Below are 15,930 nucleotides of genomic sequence, written 5' to 3'. Positions count from 1 at the left end.
CGACGAGGAAAGTCACGGCGGAGACTTTGCCCCGCCGTGAAAGTGAGACTTCTCATGAGAGCGGCACCGCCGTTCGAAGTCTTCGTCGCACCCATGGCGTACCTGATCGGCGTTCGGAGGGTCAATCTGGGGTGGGGTCGAAATCGATAAATCGCTCCATAGAATGTTCTCAAATGATTCCGGCATGAATTGACGGGATAAATAGGCAAGTTCCGGTAGGTTTTTACGCAGTTTGCACTGCTTTGTCTGCAATGGCAGAGGAAATTCTGTCGCACTTAGGGTTTTCTTATTGCTCCGGCCTTAGAATGCTCTACGTTCCGACTCGGCCGCGCCAGTCGGTCCCGACGATCCGGGCGGGACAAACGGGCTCGGTGAGCGATCAGCCAGCGGTGACGGGGCGTCGGAGTGCGACCGGGCGCCGGCCGATCATCGTTCCCCAAAGTGACCGGGCATAACGGTCAGGAACACAGCAGAGATCGCGGGAGCGACCGGCGTCGGTCAGGCCCGTCGGCTCAATGCGGAGGAAATCCATGAGAGCAGCCCATTGTCTCGCCCTCGGTGCCGGCCTCGCCGCCGCCACCCCGGCGCTGGCCAACGACAGCGTCCTGAAGTCCATCGCCAACCCGGCGGAGCAGGCGCTCCAGACGGTCGATTACGCCAACACCCGCTATTCCAAGCTCGACCAGATCAACGCGTCCAACGTCAAGAACCTCCAGGTCGCCTGGACCTTCTCGACCGGCGTGCTGCGCGGCCACGAGGGTTCGCCGGTGGTCGTCGGCAACATGATGTACGTCCACACCCCCTTCCCGAACATCGTCTACGCGCTGAACCTCGACGAGGGCGCCAAGATCGTGTGGAAGTACGAGCCGAAGCAGGACCCGGCGGTCATCCCGGTGATGTGCTGTGACACCGTCAACCGCGGTCTGGCCTACGCCGACGGCGCGATCCTGCTGCATCAGGCCGACACCACCCTGGTCTCGCTCGATGCCAAGACCGGCAAGGTGAACTGGTCGGTCAAGAACGGCGACCCGTCGAAGGGCGAGACCAACACCGCCACCGTGCTGCCGGTGAAGGACAAGGTCATCGTCGGCATCTCCGGCGGCGAGTTCGGCGTGCAGTGCCACGTCACCGCCTACAACCTCAAGGACGGCAAGAAGGCGTGGCGCGGCTACTCGGTCGGCCCGGACGACCAGCTCCTCGTCGACCCCGAGAAGACCACCCATCTCGGCAAGCCGGTCGGCAAGGATTCGTCGCTGACCACCTGGGAGGGCGAGCAGTGGAAGACCGGCGGCGGCTGCACCTGGGGCTGGTTCTCCTACGATCCGAAGTTGAACCTGATGTATTACGGCTCGGGCAACCCCTCGACCTGGAACCCGAAGCAGCGCCCCGGTGACAACAAGTGGTCGATGACGATCTGGGGCCGCGACGTGGACACGGGCGTCGCCAAATGGGTCTACCAGATGACCCCGCACGACGAGTGGGACTTCGACGGCGTCAACGAGATGATCCTCACGGATCAGAAGGTCGGCGGCAAGGATCGCCCGCTGCTGACGCACTTCGACCGGAACGGCTTCGGCTACACCCTCGACCGCGCCACCGGCGAACTGCTGGTGGCGGAAAAGTTCGACCCGGTGGTGAACTGGGCCACCAAGGTCGACATGGACAAGGGCTCGAAGACTTACGGCCGCCCGCTGGTCGTGTCGAAGTACTCGACCGAGCAGAACGGCGAGGACGTGAACTCCAAGGGCATCTGCCCGGCGGCGCTCGGCACCAAGGACCAGCAGCCGGCGGCGTTCTCGCCCAAGACCAACCTGTTCTACGTGCCGACCAACCACGTCTGCATGGACTACGAGCCCTTCAAGGTGACCTACACCCCGGGCCAGCCCTATGTCGGCGCGACCCTGTCGATGTACCCGGCCCCCGGCTCGCACGGCGGCATGGGCAACTTCATCGCTTGGGACGGCGTGAAGGGTAAGATCGTCTGGTCGAACCCCGAGCAGTTCTCGGCCTGGGGCGGCGCGCTCGCCACCGCCGGCGACGTGGTGTTCTACGGCACGCTGGAAGGCTACCTGAAGGGGATCGACGCGAAGACGGGCAAGGAACTGTACAAGTTCAAGACCCCGTCGGGCATCATCGGCAACGTGATGACCTACGAGCACAAGGGCAAGCAGTACGTGGGCGTCCTGTCGGGCGTCGGCGGCTGGGCCGGCATCGGCTTGGCGGCCGGCCTGACCGACCCGAACGCCGGTCTCGGCGCGGTCGGCGGCTACGCCGCCCTGTCGAGCTACACCAATCTCGGCGGTCAGCTCACCGTGTTCGCTCTGCCGAACAACTAAGGCGCTTGACCCTTCCGGGGTGATCGGTGCCGGCGCGGGAAACCGCGCCGGCACGCCTGTTTCCACCAGCGCAGGCGTAGTGGAATGCTTCGAGCGACCCTCTGCCTCGCCGGCCTGATCTGGGCGATGCCGGTCACGGCCTCCGCGAGTCGGACCGAGCCGGACGCCTTCGGCTGCCAGTCGATGGTGAATGCCGCGCAGCTTCTCGCATTGCGGCAGGCCACCGACCCGTCAGACTACGAGACCCGCCTGCACAAGCTGATGCGCGCCGGCGAATGCCGCGTCTGGTCCGCTGCCGAAGCGGTGACCGTCGAGGACGAAGGCGACGGGCTCGTGTGCCTCGCGCCCACCGACGCCCGCGGTCGCTGCTACTGGTCGGCGCCGGGGTCCGGCCGCCCGTTGCAGCCGTAGGGGCCGACGTGCTCGTCGCCGTCACGCGGAGGGCCTGCGCAATGATGGAATTGCGTCGGCTCGCACGATCCCGGTCGCGCCGGGAACGGAGGCACGGCCGAAACCTCGCCCCCTACTCCACCGTCACCGACTTCGCCAGATTGCGCGGCTGATCCACGTCTTTCCCCATGAAGACGGCGGTGTGGTAGGCGATGAGCTGCACCGGCACCGCGTAGACGATCGGGGCCACCACCGGGTCCACGTCCGGCATGGTGAGTGTCGCGAGCGTGTCGAGACCGGCGGCGGCCGCCCCCCGGGCGTCGCCGACGAGGATGATCTTGCCGCCGCGCGCGGCGACCTCCTGCATGTTCGACACCGTCTTCTCGAAGATCGCGTCGTGCGGGGCGATGACGATGACCGGCACGCTCTCGTCGATCAGGGCGATGGGGCCGTGCTTGAGTTCGCCCGCCGCGTAGCCCTCGGCGTGGATGTAGCTGATTTCCTTGAGCTTCAGCGCGCCCTCCAGCGCCATCGGGTAGGAGGTGCCGCGGCCGAGGTAGAGCACGTCGCGGGCCTTGGCGATCTCGCGGGCGAGCGCCTCGACCTGCGGCTCCAGCGTGACCGATTCCGCCATCAGCCCCGGCACGGTGATGAGCGCATCGACCAGCGCCCGCTCGCGCGCGGCGTCGAGGGTGCCGCGCGCCCGGCCTGCCGCGATGGCGAGGCAGAGCAGCACCGTGAGCTGGCACGAGAAGGCTTTCGTCGAGGCCACGCCGATCTCGGGGCCGGCGAGCGTCGGCATCACCGCGGAGGATTCCCGCGCGATGGTCGAGGTCGGCACGTTGACGACGCTGAGCGTGTGCTGGCCTTGCGCCTTGGCATAGCGCAGCGAGGCCAGGGTGTCGGCGGTCTCGCCCGATTGCGAGATGACGAGCGTCAGCCCGTCCCGCTCCAGCGGCGGCTCGCGGTAGCGGGTCTCGGAGGCGACATCGATCTCGACGGGGAGCCGCGCGATCGTCTCGAACCAGTATTTGGCGACCAAGCCGGCATAGAAGGCGGTGCCGCAGGCGGTGATCGACAGGCGCGAGAGCTTTTCGAATTTGAACGGCAACTCGCCGGGGAGCGCGATGCGCCCGTTCGCCATGTCGACGTAGTGGGCGAGCGTGCGGCCCACCACCTCCGGCTGCTCGTGAATCTCCTTCGCCATGAAGTGGCGGTGGTTGCCCTTGTCGACGAGGTAGGCCTGCGTGGCGATGCGCTGGCGCGGGCGCTTGACGGTCGTGCCCTCGATGTCGCGGATCTCGGCGCCGTCGCGGGTCAGGATCGCCCAGTCGCCCTCTTCGAGATAGGTGATCTCGTCGGTGAAGGGGGCGAGCGCGAGCGCGTCGGAGCCGAGATAGGTCTCACCCCGGCCGAAGCCGATGGCGAGCGGCGCGCCGTGGCGGGCGCCGATCAGGAAGTCCTCTTGCCCCGCGAACAGGAAGCCCAGCGCGAAGGCGCCGCGCAGGCGCGGGAGGGCTGCGGCGACCGCCTCCACGGCCCCGAGCCCCTGCCCCATCAGATGGTGGACGAGCTGAGCCACGACCTCGGTGTCGGTGTCGGATTCGAACCGGGCGCCGGTGGCCTCAAGCTCTTCCTTCAGCTCGCGAAAGTTCTCGATGATGCCGTTATGGACCACGGCCAGCCGCTCGGTGGCGTGCGGGTGGGCGTTGGTCTCGTTGGGGCGCCCATGCGTCGCCCAGCGGGTATGGCCGATGCCGATGGCCCCCGACAGCGGCGCCTGCGACAGCTTGATCTGAAGGTTCGAGAGCTTGCCCTCGGCGCGCCGCCGCTCCAGCCGGCCGTGCTCCAGCGTGGCGACGCCGGCGGAATCGTAGCCGCGATATTCGAGCCGCCGCAGCGCCTCGACCAGCCCATCCGCCACCGACTCGCGCCCGACGATGCCCACGATTCCGCACATCAGCCCTGTCCTCGCGCCACCCGTGAGACCGTCCGTTGTCCCGCCATCGGTCGATGAGATCGCCCCATGTCCATCCTGGGCAAGAACCGGACCCAGGATCGAAGTCGCCGACCATCGCGGGCCTTGTATCGGAACGATACGATGCCGGGCTTGCGCTAGCACATCGGGATGTCGCGCGTCGCGGCTTCGCTTCTGCATGCGACGCCGTTCGGCCATGCGCCCTTCCGCGCCGGCCGGTCGTGAGAGGCGCGCTGCACCTACAGGCACTTGCCGGAATAGTCGCCTTGGACCGACGTGATGCGCCCTTGCGGATCTGCATGCCAACTGACGGCCCAGATCAAATTACAAAAGCCATACGGGCGTTGGAACGTGGCGTAATTGCCGTCGTCGCCAACGGCGTCGTGCCTGAATCCCTCCTGATCCAAGCGGGTGGCGAGGTCGGATGCCGACGATCCGATCGGAAAAGTCTTCTGGATTCTCTCGTTGAACGCGAAGTCGGCGGTGGCGAAGTCGGCGGGCAGATTCTGCCCGATGGGAGGCGCAGGTATGGGTTCCGGCGGCGACATCGCAGCCTTGACGAAAACGATGAGGATCGCGATTGTCAATATAAAGACAATCGATGCCAATATCTTTGCGATTTTTCGATTCGTCATGAGGCGTGATCGCCAGCTGAGTTTTTATATTCTGGTAAAATTGCTGCCAAAGGGAAGCGTGTCAGTTCCTTTTTAGTCGGTCTGTCCATCCCAATCCCCTCATCCTGAGGTGCCGCGCAGCGGCCTCGAAGGATGAGGGCGAGGACTGGACAAAGCGCAGCATCGAACCGGCCGTCTGCCGGCTCAGTCCTGTTTCGCAGCCTTCGCGGCTTTCGCCGCCTTCAGCGTCTGCCGCAGCGTCTTGGCCGCGCCCTCCCGCGTCATCTGCCGCCCGCGGGCGAGCGCCAGGGCGTCGGCGGGGACGTCGCGGGTGATGACCGAGCCGGCGCCGACGAGCGCGCCGTCGCCGATGCTCACGGGGGCGACCAGCGCCGAATTCGAGCCGATGAAGGCGCCCGCGCCGATCACCGTCCGATGCTTCGACACGCCGTCGTAATTGCAGGTGATGGTGCCCGCGCCGATATTGGCGCCCGCGCCGACCTCGGCGTCGCCGAGATAGGTCAGGTGCGAGGCCTTGGCGCCCGCGTGCAGGGTGGCGTTCTTCACCTCGACGAAGTTGCCGAGATGGACACCTTCCTCCAGCACCGCGCCGCCGCGCAGGCGCACATGCGGGCCGATATCGGCGCCCGCCATCAGCCGGGCGTCGTGCAGATGCGAGAAGGCGCGGATCGTGCAGCCGTCGCCGATGACGACGCCGGGGCCGAACACGCAATGCGGCTCCACCAGCACGTCGCGGCCGAGCACGGTGTCGGCGCTCAAGAAAACGGTCTCGGGGGCGATCAGCGTCGCGCCGCCGAGCTGGGCCGCGCGGCGCAGGCGCGCCTGGATCGCGGCCTCGGCCACCGAGAGCTGGACCCGGTCGTTGACGCCGAGCGCCTCGTCCTCGGCGACGTCCACCACCGTCACTGGGAGGCCGTCGGCGACGGCGAGGGCGACCGCGTCGGTGAGGTAGTATTCGCGGTTGGCGTTGTCGTTGCCGATCCGCGACAGCAGCGACAGGGCGTGCTGGCCCGACAAGGCCATCAGCCCGGCATTGGACAGCCGCACCGCCCGCTCGTCGGCGCTCGCGTCCTTCTCCTCGCGGATCGCCACGACGCGCCCGTTCTCGGTGAGCACCCTTCCGTAGCCGGTCGGGTCGCGCGCCTCGAAGGCCAGCACCGCGACCGCCGCGCCCTCGCGTAACGGCGCCCGCAGGCGGGCATAGGTCTCGGCGGTGATGAGCGGCGTGTCGCCGAAGGCCACCAGCACGTCGGCCGGACGGCCCTCGATCGCCGCGCGGGCGGCGAGCACGGCATGCGCCGTGCCGAGGCGCTCGGCCTGGGGATGGGTGCTGGCGCCCGGCGCCATGCGGGCGACCTCGTCGGCGACGTCCGCGCGGCCGGGCTCGACCACCACGGCGAGGTTTTGCGCGCCCGCCTCCTGCACGGCCGCGAGCACGTGGCCGAGCATCGTGCGGTGGGCCAGCGCGTGCAGCACCTTGGGCCGCTCCGAGCGCATCCGCGTGCCCTTGCCGGCGGCGAGCACAATCGCGGTGAACCCGCCCCCCGCCGTGCCGTGATCCGCGCTCATCCGTCCGGTCCCTGCCGCTGATCCTGTCGGCGGCGGTGTAGCCGATCCGCGAGCGGGCGCGAAGGCTCGGCGTCCCGCGACCCTGACATTTGCCTGACAGCGCCCGTCAGGCGCGCGCGGGGCGCGCGGCGCTATCGGGGCGGAGTCTTCTTCCAACGCTGGAGTTTTCGATGACCCGGATGTTCACCGCCAAGACCCTCGCCCTCGGCCTCGTCGCCGCCGGCCTCCTCACCGCCCCGGCGCTCGCCGACGACCGGCCCGGTCCCGACTGGATGCCGATCGAAGGCGCGGTGCGCGCCCTCGAAGGGGCCGGCTATTCCGGCGTGCGCGGCCTGGAGGCCGACGACGGCATGTGGGAGGGCAAGGCCGTGAAGGACGGCCGCAGCGTCAAGGTGAAGGTCGATCCCCACAGCGGCGCCGTCACCGAGAAGGCTGCCAAGAAGGCGGAGAAGCGCGACCGGGACGGCGATGACGACTGAGTCGGGCCGCGGCCGCGTTGCCCCTCTCCGACCGGCGCGGCCGATCGGGGAGGCGCACCCATTTGCCTTTCCCCCCACCCCTGGCGCTTCCCGCGGTTTCGTGTATGGTCCGCTCCGCCTCGACCCGGCTGACGGGCGGGGCTTGTGCCGCTTGCGGCTGACCGTGCTGGACGACATCCCGGCACCGGCCCGACCGCGAGCTTTCGAGCGCCAAAAGCCCCGTTGCGGGCGGCGCTCCCGACCAAACCCCATCTGAAAGGCAAGCCGATGTCGATCACGGCCGAGCGCAAGACCGCGCTCATCAAGGAATATGCGCAGGGCGGCAAGGATACCGGTTCGCCGGAGGTCCAGATCGCGCTGCTCACCGAGCGGATCACCAACCTGACCGCCCACTTCAAGACCCACGGCAAGGACAACCACTCCCGCCGCGGCCTCCTGAAGCTGGTCTCGCAGCGCCGCTCGCTGCTCGACTACCTCAAGCGCAAGGAAGAGAGCCGCTACCGCTCCCTGATCGAGCGCCTCGGCATCCGCCGCTAAAACTATCGCGCGGTCCTTCGGGGCCGCGTTTGACTATGGACCGTCCGGGCATGGGGCCCGGCCGGTCCGCACGGGCGGCTTCGAGGCGCGAGGCGCCGGGGCAGGATCGCAAGGCACTCGGGTCCGAGTGCCTCGCCGTCTTGCCTCTGGCGGCGCCGGGCCAAGCCCACGCATGCATGAAGGCAGAAGACAAATGTTCGACGTTCAACGCGAAGAGCTGATCTGGGGCGACCGCAAGCTCGTTCTGGAAACCGGCAAGACCGCCCGCCAGGCCGACGGCGCCGTGGTCGCCACCTACGGCGAGACCACCGTGCTGGCGACCGTCGTCGCCGCCAAGGAGCCCAAGGCCGGCATCGATTTCATGCCGCTCACGGTCAACTACCAAGAGCGCGCCTACGCCGCCGGCCGCATTCCGGGCGGCTACTTCAAGCGCGAGGGCCGTCCCTCCGAGAAGGAGACGCTGGTCTCCCGCCTGATCGACCGGCCGATCCGCCCGCTCTTCGTCGAGGGCTGGCGCAACGACACCCAGGTCGTCGTCACCGTCCTCAGCCACGACCTTGAGAACGATCCCGACATCGTCTCGATGGTCGCGGCGTCCGCCGCGCTCACGCTGTCGGGCGTCCCGTTCATGGGCCCGATCGGCGCCGCCCGCGTCGGCTACGTCAACGGCTCCTACAAGCTGAACCCGCTGGTCGGCGAGACCAAGGAGGAGTCGGTCCTCGACCTCGTCGTCGCCGGCACGCAGGACGCCGTGCTGATGGTCGAGTCCGAGGCCAAGGAACTCTCGGAGGAGATCATGCTCGGGGCCGTGATGTTCGGCCACAAGCACTTCCAGCCGGTCATCGAGGCGATCATCCGCCTTGCCGAGAAGGCCGCCAAGGAGCCGCGCAACTTCTCCCCGCCGGAGAACGCCGACGTCGAGAAGGCAGTGCTCGACATCGCCGAGACGGAGCTGCGCGAGGCCTACAAGATCACGGTCAAGCAGGAGCGCTACAAGGCCGTCGACGCCGTGAAGGCGAAGGTGGTCGAGGCGCTGTGCCCCACTGACGGCGAGCAGAAGTTCGCGCCCGAGAAGGTCAAGGCCGCCTTCAAGGAGGCCCAATCGAAGGTCGTCCGCTGGAACGTCCTCGACACCGGCTCGCGCATCGACGGTCGCGACGTGAAGACGGTCCGCTCGATCGTGTCGGAAGTCGGCGTGCTGCCGCGCGCCCACGGCTCGGCGATCTTCACCCGCGGCGAGACGCAGGCGCTGGTCGTCGCGACGCTCGGCACCGGCGAGGACGAGCAGTTCATCGACGCGCTGGAAGGCACCTACAAGGAGCGCTTCCTGCTCCACTACAACTTCCCTCCCTATTCCGTCGGCGAGACCGGCCGCATGGGCTCGCCCGGCCGCCGCGAGATCGGCCACGGCAAGCTGGCGTGGCGCGCGATCCGTCCGGTGCTGCCGCCGGCCCACGAGTTCCCGTACACGATCCGCGTCGTGTCCGAGATCACCGAGTCGAACGGCTCCTCCTCGATGGCTAGCGTCTGCGGCGGCTCGCTGTCGCTGATGGATGCGGGCGTGCCGCTGCGTCGTCCGGTCGCCGGCATCGCCATGGGCCTCATCCTCGAGGGTGAGCGCTTCGCGGTGCTGTCCGACATCCTCGGCGACGAGGATCACCTCGGCGACATGGACTTCAAGGTGGCCGGCACGGACGAGGGCATCACCTCGCTCCAGATGGACATCAAGATCGCCGGCATCACCGAGGAGATCATGAAGATCGCCCTCGCCCAGGCGAAGGACGGTCGCGCCCACATCCTCGGCGAGATGGCCAACGCGCTCACCGCGGCCCGTCCGGAGCTCGGCGAGTACGCGCCGCGCATCGAGACGATGCAGATCCCCACCGACAAGATCCGCGACGTGATCGGCACCGGCGGCAAGATCATCCGCGAGATCGTCGAGAAGACGGGCGCCAAGATCAACATCGAGGACACCGGCATCGTGAAGATCGCCTCGTCCGACGGCAAGGCGATCAAGGCGGCCTACAACTGGATCCGCTCCATCGTCGCCGAGCCCGAGGCCGGCACGATCTACGACGGCACGATCGTCAAGATCATGGAGTTCGGCGCCTTCGTGAACTTCTTCGGCGCCAAGGACGGCCTCGTCCACATCTCGGAGCTCGCCCCGCAGCGCGTCGCCAAGGTCGGCGACGTCGTCAAGGAAGGCCAGAAGGTCAAGGTGAAGTTCTTGGGCGCCGACGAGCGCGGCAAGATCCGCCTGTCGATGAAGGTCGTCGATCAGGAGACCGGCGAGGACATCACCGAGCGCCTGAAGGCCGAGCGCGCGGAGCGCGGCGAGCCGGAGCGCGAGGAGCGCTCCGACCGGGGTGACCGCGGCGACCGCGGCCCCCGCCGCGACCGCGGCGAGCGCCGCCGCGAGGCGGGCGAGTAAGACGGAAAAAGGAAGGGGCGGCCCGGTGGCCGCCCCTTCTTCATTTGGGGGGCATGCATCAACTCCCACTCTCTCCCCTCATCCTGAGGTGCCCGCGCAAGCGGGCCTCGAAGGAGGGCTCCAGGGATCGCAGTGATTTCTGGAGCCCTCCTTCGAGGCCGCTGGCGCGGCACCTCAGGATGAGGGGGATGGATCGGATGAATCCGTCAAGCCGGCCTCCAGGCACCCTGAATTCCCATCCAACTCACGGCCCGTTCCAGCCTCGGGGCGGACGATGCGGCCGATCCGCTGGCGGAAATCGGCCGTCAGGGCGGCGGCGTGCGTCTCGATTTCGGAACGGCGCTCCGGCGCGACCTCCCGCATCATCTCGTCCAGGGATACCGGCATGGATCAAATCCTCCGTATCGGTGCCGCATGCGGATGACCCTCTCGGAAACGCCGGCTCGGGCCGCCTCGGCCGGGAACAGCAGCCGCGCTGCGACGCCGCGGCGCCTCACGCCACCCGCCCCACCCGAGGGCCCCCCAGCGCCTCCACCGTCTCGACGATGGTGCGGGCGCGGTGGTCGAAGGTGTGGGCGGACAGCACGATGTCGCGGGCGCGGGCTGCGCGGGCGCGGGCGGCCTGCGGGTCGGACAGCATGGCCTGCGCCTCGGCGGCCAGTTCCTCGGCGCTCGCGACCGTGGGGATCGTGTCGCCGAACACGGCGCTGAGGCCCGCGACCGGATCGGTGAGGATGGGGGCGCCCGCCGCACTCCCGTCGAACAGCCGGTTCGACAGGAAGCCGTGGTCGCGCATCGCGTCCCAGTGGTCGTTGAGCAGCACGCCCGCGCCCGCATAGGCCGCGGCGAGGCGCTCGTTGGGGATGTGGGTGCCGCGGATCAGTTCGGGCGGCACGATGCCCTCCCACATTCCCCCCCAGATCGCCAGCGGCAGCCGTCGCTCGATGCACCAGCGCACCATCGTGCGGTACTCGCGCCGGGAATTGCCGACGAACAGCAGCGGCGTGTCGATTCCCGCCGCCGCGCCGGGGGCGAACACGGCTGGGTCGGTCGCCTGATGCAGGGCCGAGCACGGCACGCCGGTGCGGCGCAGGGTCGGCAGGTAGACGTCGGAGGCGACGAAGACGTGGTCGAACTGCGCCGGCTCGTCCGCCGCGACCCGGTTCGGATGGCTGATGAGCCACATCAGGTTGAGCCGCTCGGGATCGACCCGGTATCGCTCCAGGCCGCGCAGCACGAGATCGACATCGACGGCCTCGCCGCCGTACCACGCATCGACCGTGTCGATCCGCACGATCCAGCCGAGCCGCTCCAGCGCCGCCTTGAGCCCTTTCGCGAAGTGGGTGTCGCCCCATTGCGGCGCCTCGCGCAGGTCGGGCGCGGCGATCTTGATCGCCATCCGCAGGGCCCGCGCGGCGCGGCGACGGCGCGGCGCGGAGGCCGCCGTGGGCGTGCCGACGCGGACCGGGCCGCCGTCGAACGGGCCGGAGCCGCCGGCCAGCGCCAGATTCACGAAGGCGGGCCGCCCCTCGGTGACGGCGAGCGGCAGCAGCAGCACGAAGGACAGTTCCGGCGTCGCCCCGGCCCGGCGGGCGACGGCGTGGGCCACGACCGTGCCGTCGATGAAGGCCAGGACGGTCGCCTCGTCCGTCGTCGCTTCCCCTTGGCCCTCCACCGTGCCGAACACGAAGCGGCCGGCGACCCGCGCGATGCGACCGCGCCGGTCCGGCGGCTGCAGGGCGACGGGGCTGCCGTCGAGATCGGCACCCGTTGCGGGATCGACCGCCCGCAGCACGGCACCAGGGGTGAAGGCCGGGGCCGGCACGAAACGGCACCGCTCGCGTAAGGCCCCCGTCGGCGCGATCCGGGCGAAGACGGCGCCGTCGAGCCGGAGCTCGGCCCCGCGCCCGCCGGGCAGGCGCACGGTCAGCAGGCCGCCGCGCAGCACCGGCAGGAGCGAGCCCAGGGGTTCCGAACCGTTCGCGCCCGCGCCCATCAGCGATCCTCCTCGAAGCAGCGCCGGTACAGGTAGAAGCGCAGCCGCTCGGCGATCAGCTCGGCGTGGAAGGCGAGCCCGTGGGTGCGCGCGCCGCCTGCCGCCCGCGGGTGGGCGGAGGCCTCCGCGCCGAGGCCGGCGACGGCGCCCGCGGCGATCAGCGGGTCGGCGAAGGCGGAGGGCGCCAGCGTCACGGGCAGGCCGCGCCGCATCGCCTCGGTGACGAGGCAGAGGCCCAGCACGCCGATCTCCTCGACCGGGGTGAGGCTCGCCACCGCCTCCGCCTCGGCCAGGGCGCGGGCGAGCGCCGCGGGGCCGCGCTCGGACCAGGGCTCGACGCCCCCCGGCCCGGTCCGCCGCCAGGGCCCGGAGGCGAGGTCGGCGGGAGCGAGGATCGCGTCGCCCGTCGCGGGAAGGGAGTCGTCCGCCCCGCCGAGCCGGACCAGGGCCGGGCGGTCCGGCGGCGCGGGCGGCTCGGCCGGGAGCGGCAGCGTGCCGAGATGGAACGGCCGGGCGAGGTCGGGCCCGGTGAGGCCGAGCCCGTCCGCGTCGAGGACCAGCCCATCGACCGGCCGTCCGAGCCGGTGGGACAGGCCTTCGACCACGCCCGGCGGCAGGCCGAGGGCGAGCACGGCGCCCTCGCGGGGCAGGAACGGGGCGAGGGCCGCCGAAAGCCGCTCGGCCGAGGCGAAGGCGTCGGACCCCAGCGGCAGGTCGGCGACCGGGTCGGCGGGGTGGAGCGGGCGCGGTGCGGGCCCGCGGCCGGCATGGGCCAGGGTGACCTCGGCGCCGTCCGCGACCGGATGGATCAGCAGCTCGGCCAGCAGGGCGGCTTCCGGCCCGGGGCCGAGGATCACGGTGAGCCGCGGGTCGGCGGGCCAGTCGATGTCGAGGCGCAGATGGCCCTCGTCGAGCCGCGCGAGGTTCTTGCGGGCGACGAGGCTGTTGACGTCCTGCGGCAGGGCCGCCGTCGTCACCTGCCCCCAGGCGACGTTGCGCCGGTAGAACGCCAGCAGCTCGGGCACGTGGAGCGGGCGGAAGATCGATAAGTAGCGCAAGGCCAGATCCCAGTCCTGCACCCGCGGCAGCGTCTCGTCGAAGCCGCCGAGCCAGTCGTACAGGTGGCGGTGGTGGCAGATGGTGTTGAGGTCGATGAAGTTGGCCGCCGCCAACCGGACGGGATCGAACGGCGTGACCGCGAGCGCCTGCAATTCGATCCGCGTGCCGACGATCTCGGTGTCGATATAGGCCGCGTAGGCGCAAGGCCGGCTCGGCGCGGCGAGCAGCGCCCGCAGCATCGCGTCGAGGAACGACGGGTGCCAGAGGTTGTCGGAATCGAGGTAGGCGATGTACGCGCCGCGGGCCATGGCGAGGCCCCGGTTGCGGGCGACGGCGCCGTTCGCCTTCTCCAGGGCGAGGAAGCGGATGCGCGGATCGGCCATCTGGGCCACGACCTGGGCGGTGCGGTCGGTGCTGCCGTCGTCGCAGACCAGAAGCTCCCAGTTGGGATAGCTCTGCTCCAGCACGCTGCCGATCGCCTCGGCGATGGTGTGGGCCCGGTTGAAGGTCGGCATGATCACCGAGACCAGGGGCGTCGCCGGCAGCGGCGCCGCGAGGCGCGCCCGGATCGCGCGGTCGCTGGCCGTGATCGCCGCCGCGGTCCCCTCCTCCGCCTGCCGCAGCAGCCGGGCGATCCAGTCGCCGTAGAGGCTATGTGACGGGTCGCGCGGCTCGGAAGGTGCCGCCGGGGGCTCGGGCGCGACCGGTTCCGCTGCCGGCGGCTCGGTAGGGGCGCGGCTCGGACCGGCGGCGAGCGGCGCGCCCGCCGTTCCCGCGCGCACGGCCTCGACCAGGGCCGGATCGGCGGCCAGCGCGTCGAGGCCCGGCACGGGATCGAAGCCGGCTCCCGCCCCGAAGGCGAGGTAATGGGCGAAGCCGCAGGGGATTTTCCGGGCCGCGACCGCCCGGCCGACGCTCGGCCAGCGGCGGCGATACCAAGCCTCGTCGAACAGGGGCGAGGGCGAGCGGCCCTCGGCGTGGCCGCGGGCGCGGTAATGGGCGAAGGCGTCCCCGTCGCCCTCCGCGGCGCGGCCGATATCGGGATAGGTCAGGCGATACCAAGCGGCGTCGAAGCGCGCGCCGGGGGCGTCGAGGAAGGCCGCGAAGGCCGCGCGGATCGCCGCGACGAAGGCGGGGTCGGCAAAGCGCGCCGCGTCATGGAGCGCGGCGTCGTCGGCCTCCGCCGGCCGGGCCTCGCCCTCGCCGAGCGAGAAGCTGGCGAACGGCGTCTCCGGCGTGTGCGCCAGGGCGAAGTCGAGCCGGCGCGCGGCCCGCGGCAGGCCGAACGCGAAGTTTTTGGCCGGACGGCCGGGGGCGTCGGCGCGGACGCGGTCGGCCACGACCTCGCCGAGGGCCGCGCCGTCGGCGAAGACGGCGAGTCGCACCGGTTCGTCGGGGGCGAGGGCATCCGTAACCCAGCCCTCGACCAGCCGGCCGGACGAGCGGGTCAGTCCCAGCCGCACCGGCGGCGTGCGCAAGCGGAACTCGAACGGGCTGCCCGACAGCTCCTCCCCGCTGTCGGCGAAGCGCACGGAGGCCGCGTGCCACGCCCCGTCGAGGCCGGCGGGCGGGACCGGGCTGCGGAAGCCGCACGCAGCCATCGGCGTCGATTCGTTGCCGAAGCCGGGCACGATCCGGCGCGCGCTGACCCGGAGCGGCGGGCCGTCGTCGTAGCGGATCTCCACGTCCGCCCCTTGGGTCGCCCAGCCGGCGAGGCAGGCCGCGGCACGGTCGAGATAGGCCACGCCGGAGCGGGGCTGCTGCAGGACGTGCGGCCCGCCCCGGAGCCGGATGCCCGTGCCGGCCAGCGCCACTTCGACTTTGTGGGGCCGGTCGTCGTAGGCCCAGGCCGGAATCCGCCCGGCAAAGCCGTGGAAGCCGTCGCCGTAGCCCGCCGCGGCGACATCCAGGCGCGAGGTGTCGGCGACGAAGAGGCCGCACGGGGCGTCGTCGACGAAGAGTTCCAGTTCGACCCGCGCCAGCGGGGCGTCCGGATCGTAGGCCCAGCCGAAGGCGGCGCCGTTGGCCACGCCCTCGTGATAGCCGAGGATGCGCGTCTCCCCCTCGCCCAAAGCCTCGGGCGCCGGGCGGTCGGCGCGGTAGGCGAGCGGACCGCCCGGCAGCGCGGCCTCGCCGACGATCGCCTCGACCCGGTGCTCGGCCCCGTCGGCGAAGGCGTCGGGGATGCGTAAGGAGAAGCCGCCGAGCCCCTGCCCGAAGCCCGCCGCCTGCACGTCCGGCCGCGGCCGGTCGGCGGGGCCTTCCGCCACGATCCGCCCGTCGATCCGCAGGGACACGGTGACGACGCGCTCCGGCGCCTGCCGGTCGGTCGCCCAGCCGAACGCACGGCCGCCGCGGATCTCGTCGAGGCGCCCGGGGAAGCGCTCCGGCCCGGCGCTCGGACGCCGACGGGAGCCGAGGAGGCGCCGGAGGAGGGGCATGGAGCGAAGGTTTCCGTCTTCGGGACGGCGGGAGGCGCGGGCGCCCGGGTTTTCCCCCGCCCCCTCCCCCGCGTCAAGG

10 protein-coding genes are annotated in these 15,930 nt (G+C 70.6%); 5 read left to right on the top strand and 5 right to left on the bottom strand.

Annotation, left to right across the window (positions count from 1 at the left end; genetic code table 11):
• Window positions 1–530 precede the first annotated feature (530 nt).
• Window positions 531–2,336 (top strand): lanthanide-dependent methanol dehydrogenase XoxF1, encoded by a 1,806-nt coding sequence (xoxF1, locus tag AAHG03_RS02275; RefSeq protein WP_342148434.1) that lies wholly within the window; start codon window positions 531–533, stop codon window positions 2,334–2,336.
• A gap of 84 nt (window positions 2,337–2,420) precedes the next feature.
• On the top strand, window positions 2,421–2,747 hold the full coding sequence (locus AAHG03_RS02270; RefSeq protein WP_342148433.1) for a hypothetical protein: 327 nt from the start codon (window positions 2,421–2,423) through the stop codon (window positions 2,745–2,747).
• 112 nt (window positions 2,748–2,859) lie between these two features.
• On the opposite strand, the gene glmS is transcribed toward AAHG03_RS02270, so the two are convergent.
• The 3 genes from glmS to glmU form a co-directional block, all read right to left on the bottom strand.
• Window positions 2,860–4,686 carry a glutamine--fructose-6-phosphate transaminase (isomerizing) gene (glmS, locus tag AAHG03_RS02265; RefSeq protein WP_342148432.1) on the bottom strand — a complete coding sequence of 609 codons (1,827 nt, stop codon included), beginning with the start codon at window positions 4,684–4,686 and terminating at the stop codon, window positions 2,860–2,862.
• A 257-nt stretch (window positions 4,687–4,943) separates the two neighbouring features.
• Window positions 4,944–5,339, bottom strand: coding sequence for a hypothetical protein (locus tag AAHG03_RS02260; RefSeq protein WP_342148431.1), 396 nt, complete (start codon window positions 5,337–5,339; stop codon window positions 4,944–4,946).
• A 183-nt stretch (window positions 5,340–5,522) separates the two neighbouring features.
• On the bottom strand, window positions 5,523–6,908 hold the full coding sequence (gene glmU / locus AAHG03_RS02255) for a bifunctional UDP-N-acetylglucosamine diphosphorylase/glucosamine-1-phosphate N-acetyltransferase GlmU (RefSeq protein WP_342148430.1): 1,386 nt from the start codon (window positions 6,906–6,908) through the stop codon (window positions 5,523–5,525).
• 170 nt (window positions 6,909–7,078) lie between these two features.
• Between glmU and AAHG03_RS02250 the strand changes: the two genes are divergently transcribed.
• The 3 genes from AAHG03_RS02250 (at window position 7,079) to pnp (ending at window position 10,355) form a co-directional block, all read left to right on the top strand.
• The gene (locus AAHG03_RS02250) at window positions 7,079–7,387 is read left to right on the top strand and encodes a PepSY domain-containing protein (protein WP_342148429.1); all 309 of its coding nucleotides are present in this window, start codon (window positions 7,079–7,081) and stop codon (window positions 7,385–7,387) included.
• A 267-nt stretch (window positions 7,388–7,654) separates the two neighbouring features.
• Window positions 7,655–7,924: a 30S ribosomal protein S15 gene (gene rpsO / locus AAHG03_RS02245; RefSeq protein WP_091951075.1), complete on the top strand. Its 270-nt coding sequence runs from the start codon at window positions 7,655–7,657 to the stop codon at window positions 7,922–7,924.
• Window positions 7,925–8,117: 193 nt separating this feature from the next.
• Window positions 8,118–10,355 carry a polyribonucleotide nucleotidyltransferase gene (pnp, locus tag AAHG03_RS02240; RefSeq protein WP_342148428.1) on the top strand — a complete coding sequence of 746 codons (2,238 nt, stop codon included), beginning with the start codon at window positions 8,118–8,120 and terminating at the stop codon, window positions 10,353–10,355.
• Between the two features lie 493 nt (window positions 10,356–10,848).
• Here the strand turns inward: pnp and AAHG03_RS02235 are convergent, their stop codons facing one another.
• Both AAHG03_RS02235 and AAHG03_RS02230 read right to left on the bottom strand, forming a co-directional pair.
• Window positions 10,849–12,351, bottom strand: coding sequence for a glycosyltransferase family protein (locus tag AAHG03_RS02235; protein ID WP_342148427.1), 1,503 nt, complete (start codon window positions 12,349–12,351; stop codon window positions 10,849–10,851).
• A complete protein-coding gene (locus AAHG03_RS02230) occupies window positions 12,351–15,851 on the bottom strand; it encodes a glycosyltransferase (protein WP_342148425.1) in 3,501 nt (1,166 codons plus the stop codon). Before AAHG03_RS02230 ends, AAHG03_RS02235 begins: the two co-directional genes overlap by 1 nt.
• Window positions 15,852–15,930: the final 79 nt, after the last annotated feature.

The sequence above is a fragment of the Methylorubrum subtropicum genome, assembly GCF_038442325.1.
Classification (GTDB): Bacteria; Pseudomonadota; Alphaproteobacteria; order Rhizobiales; family Beijerinckiaceae; genus Methylobacterium; species Methylobacterium subtropicum.
Note: the sequence above shows the minus strand (reverse complement) of the source record. Positions and strands in the feature narration are given on the sequence as shown.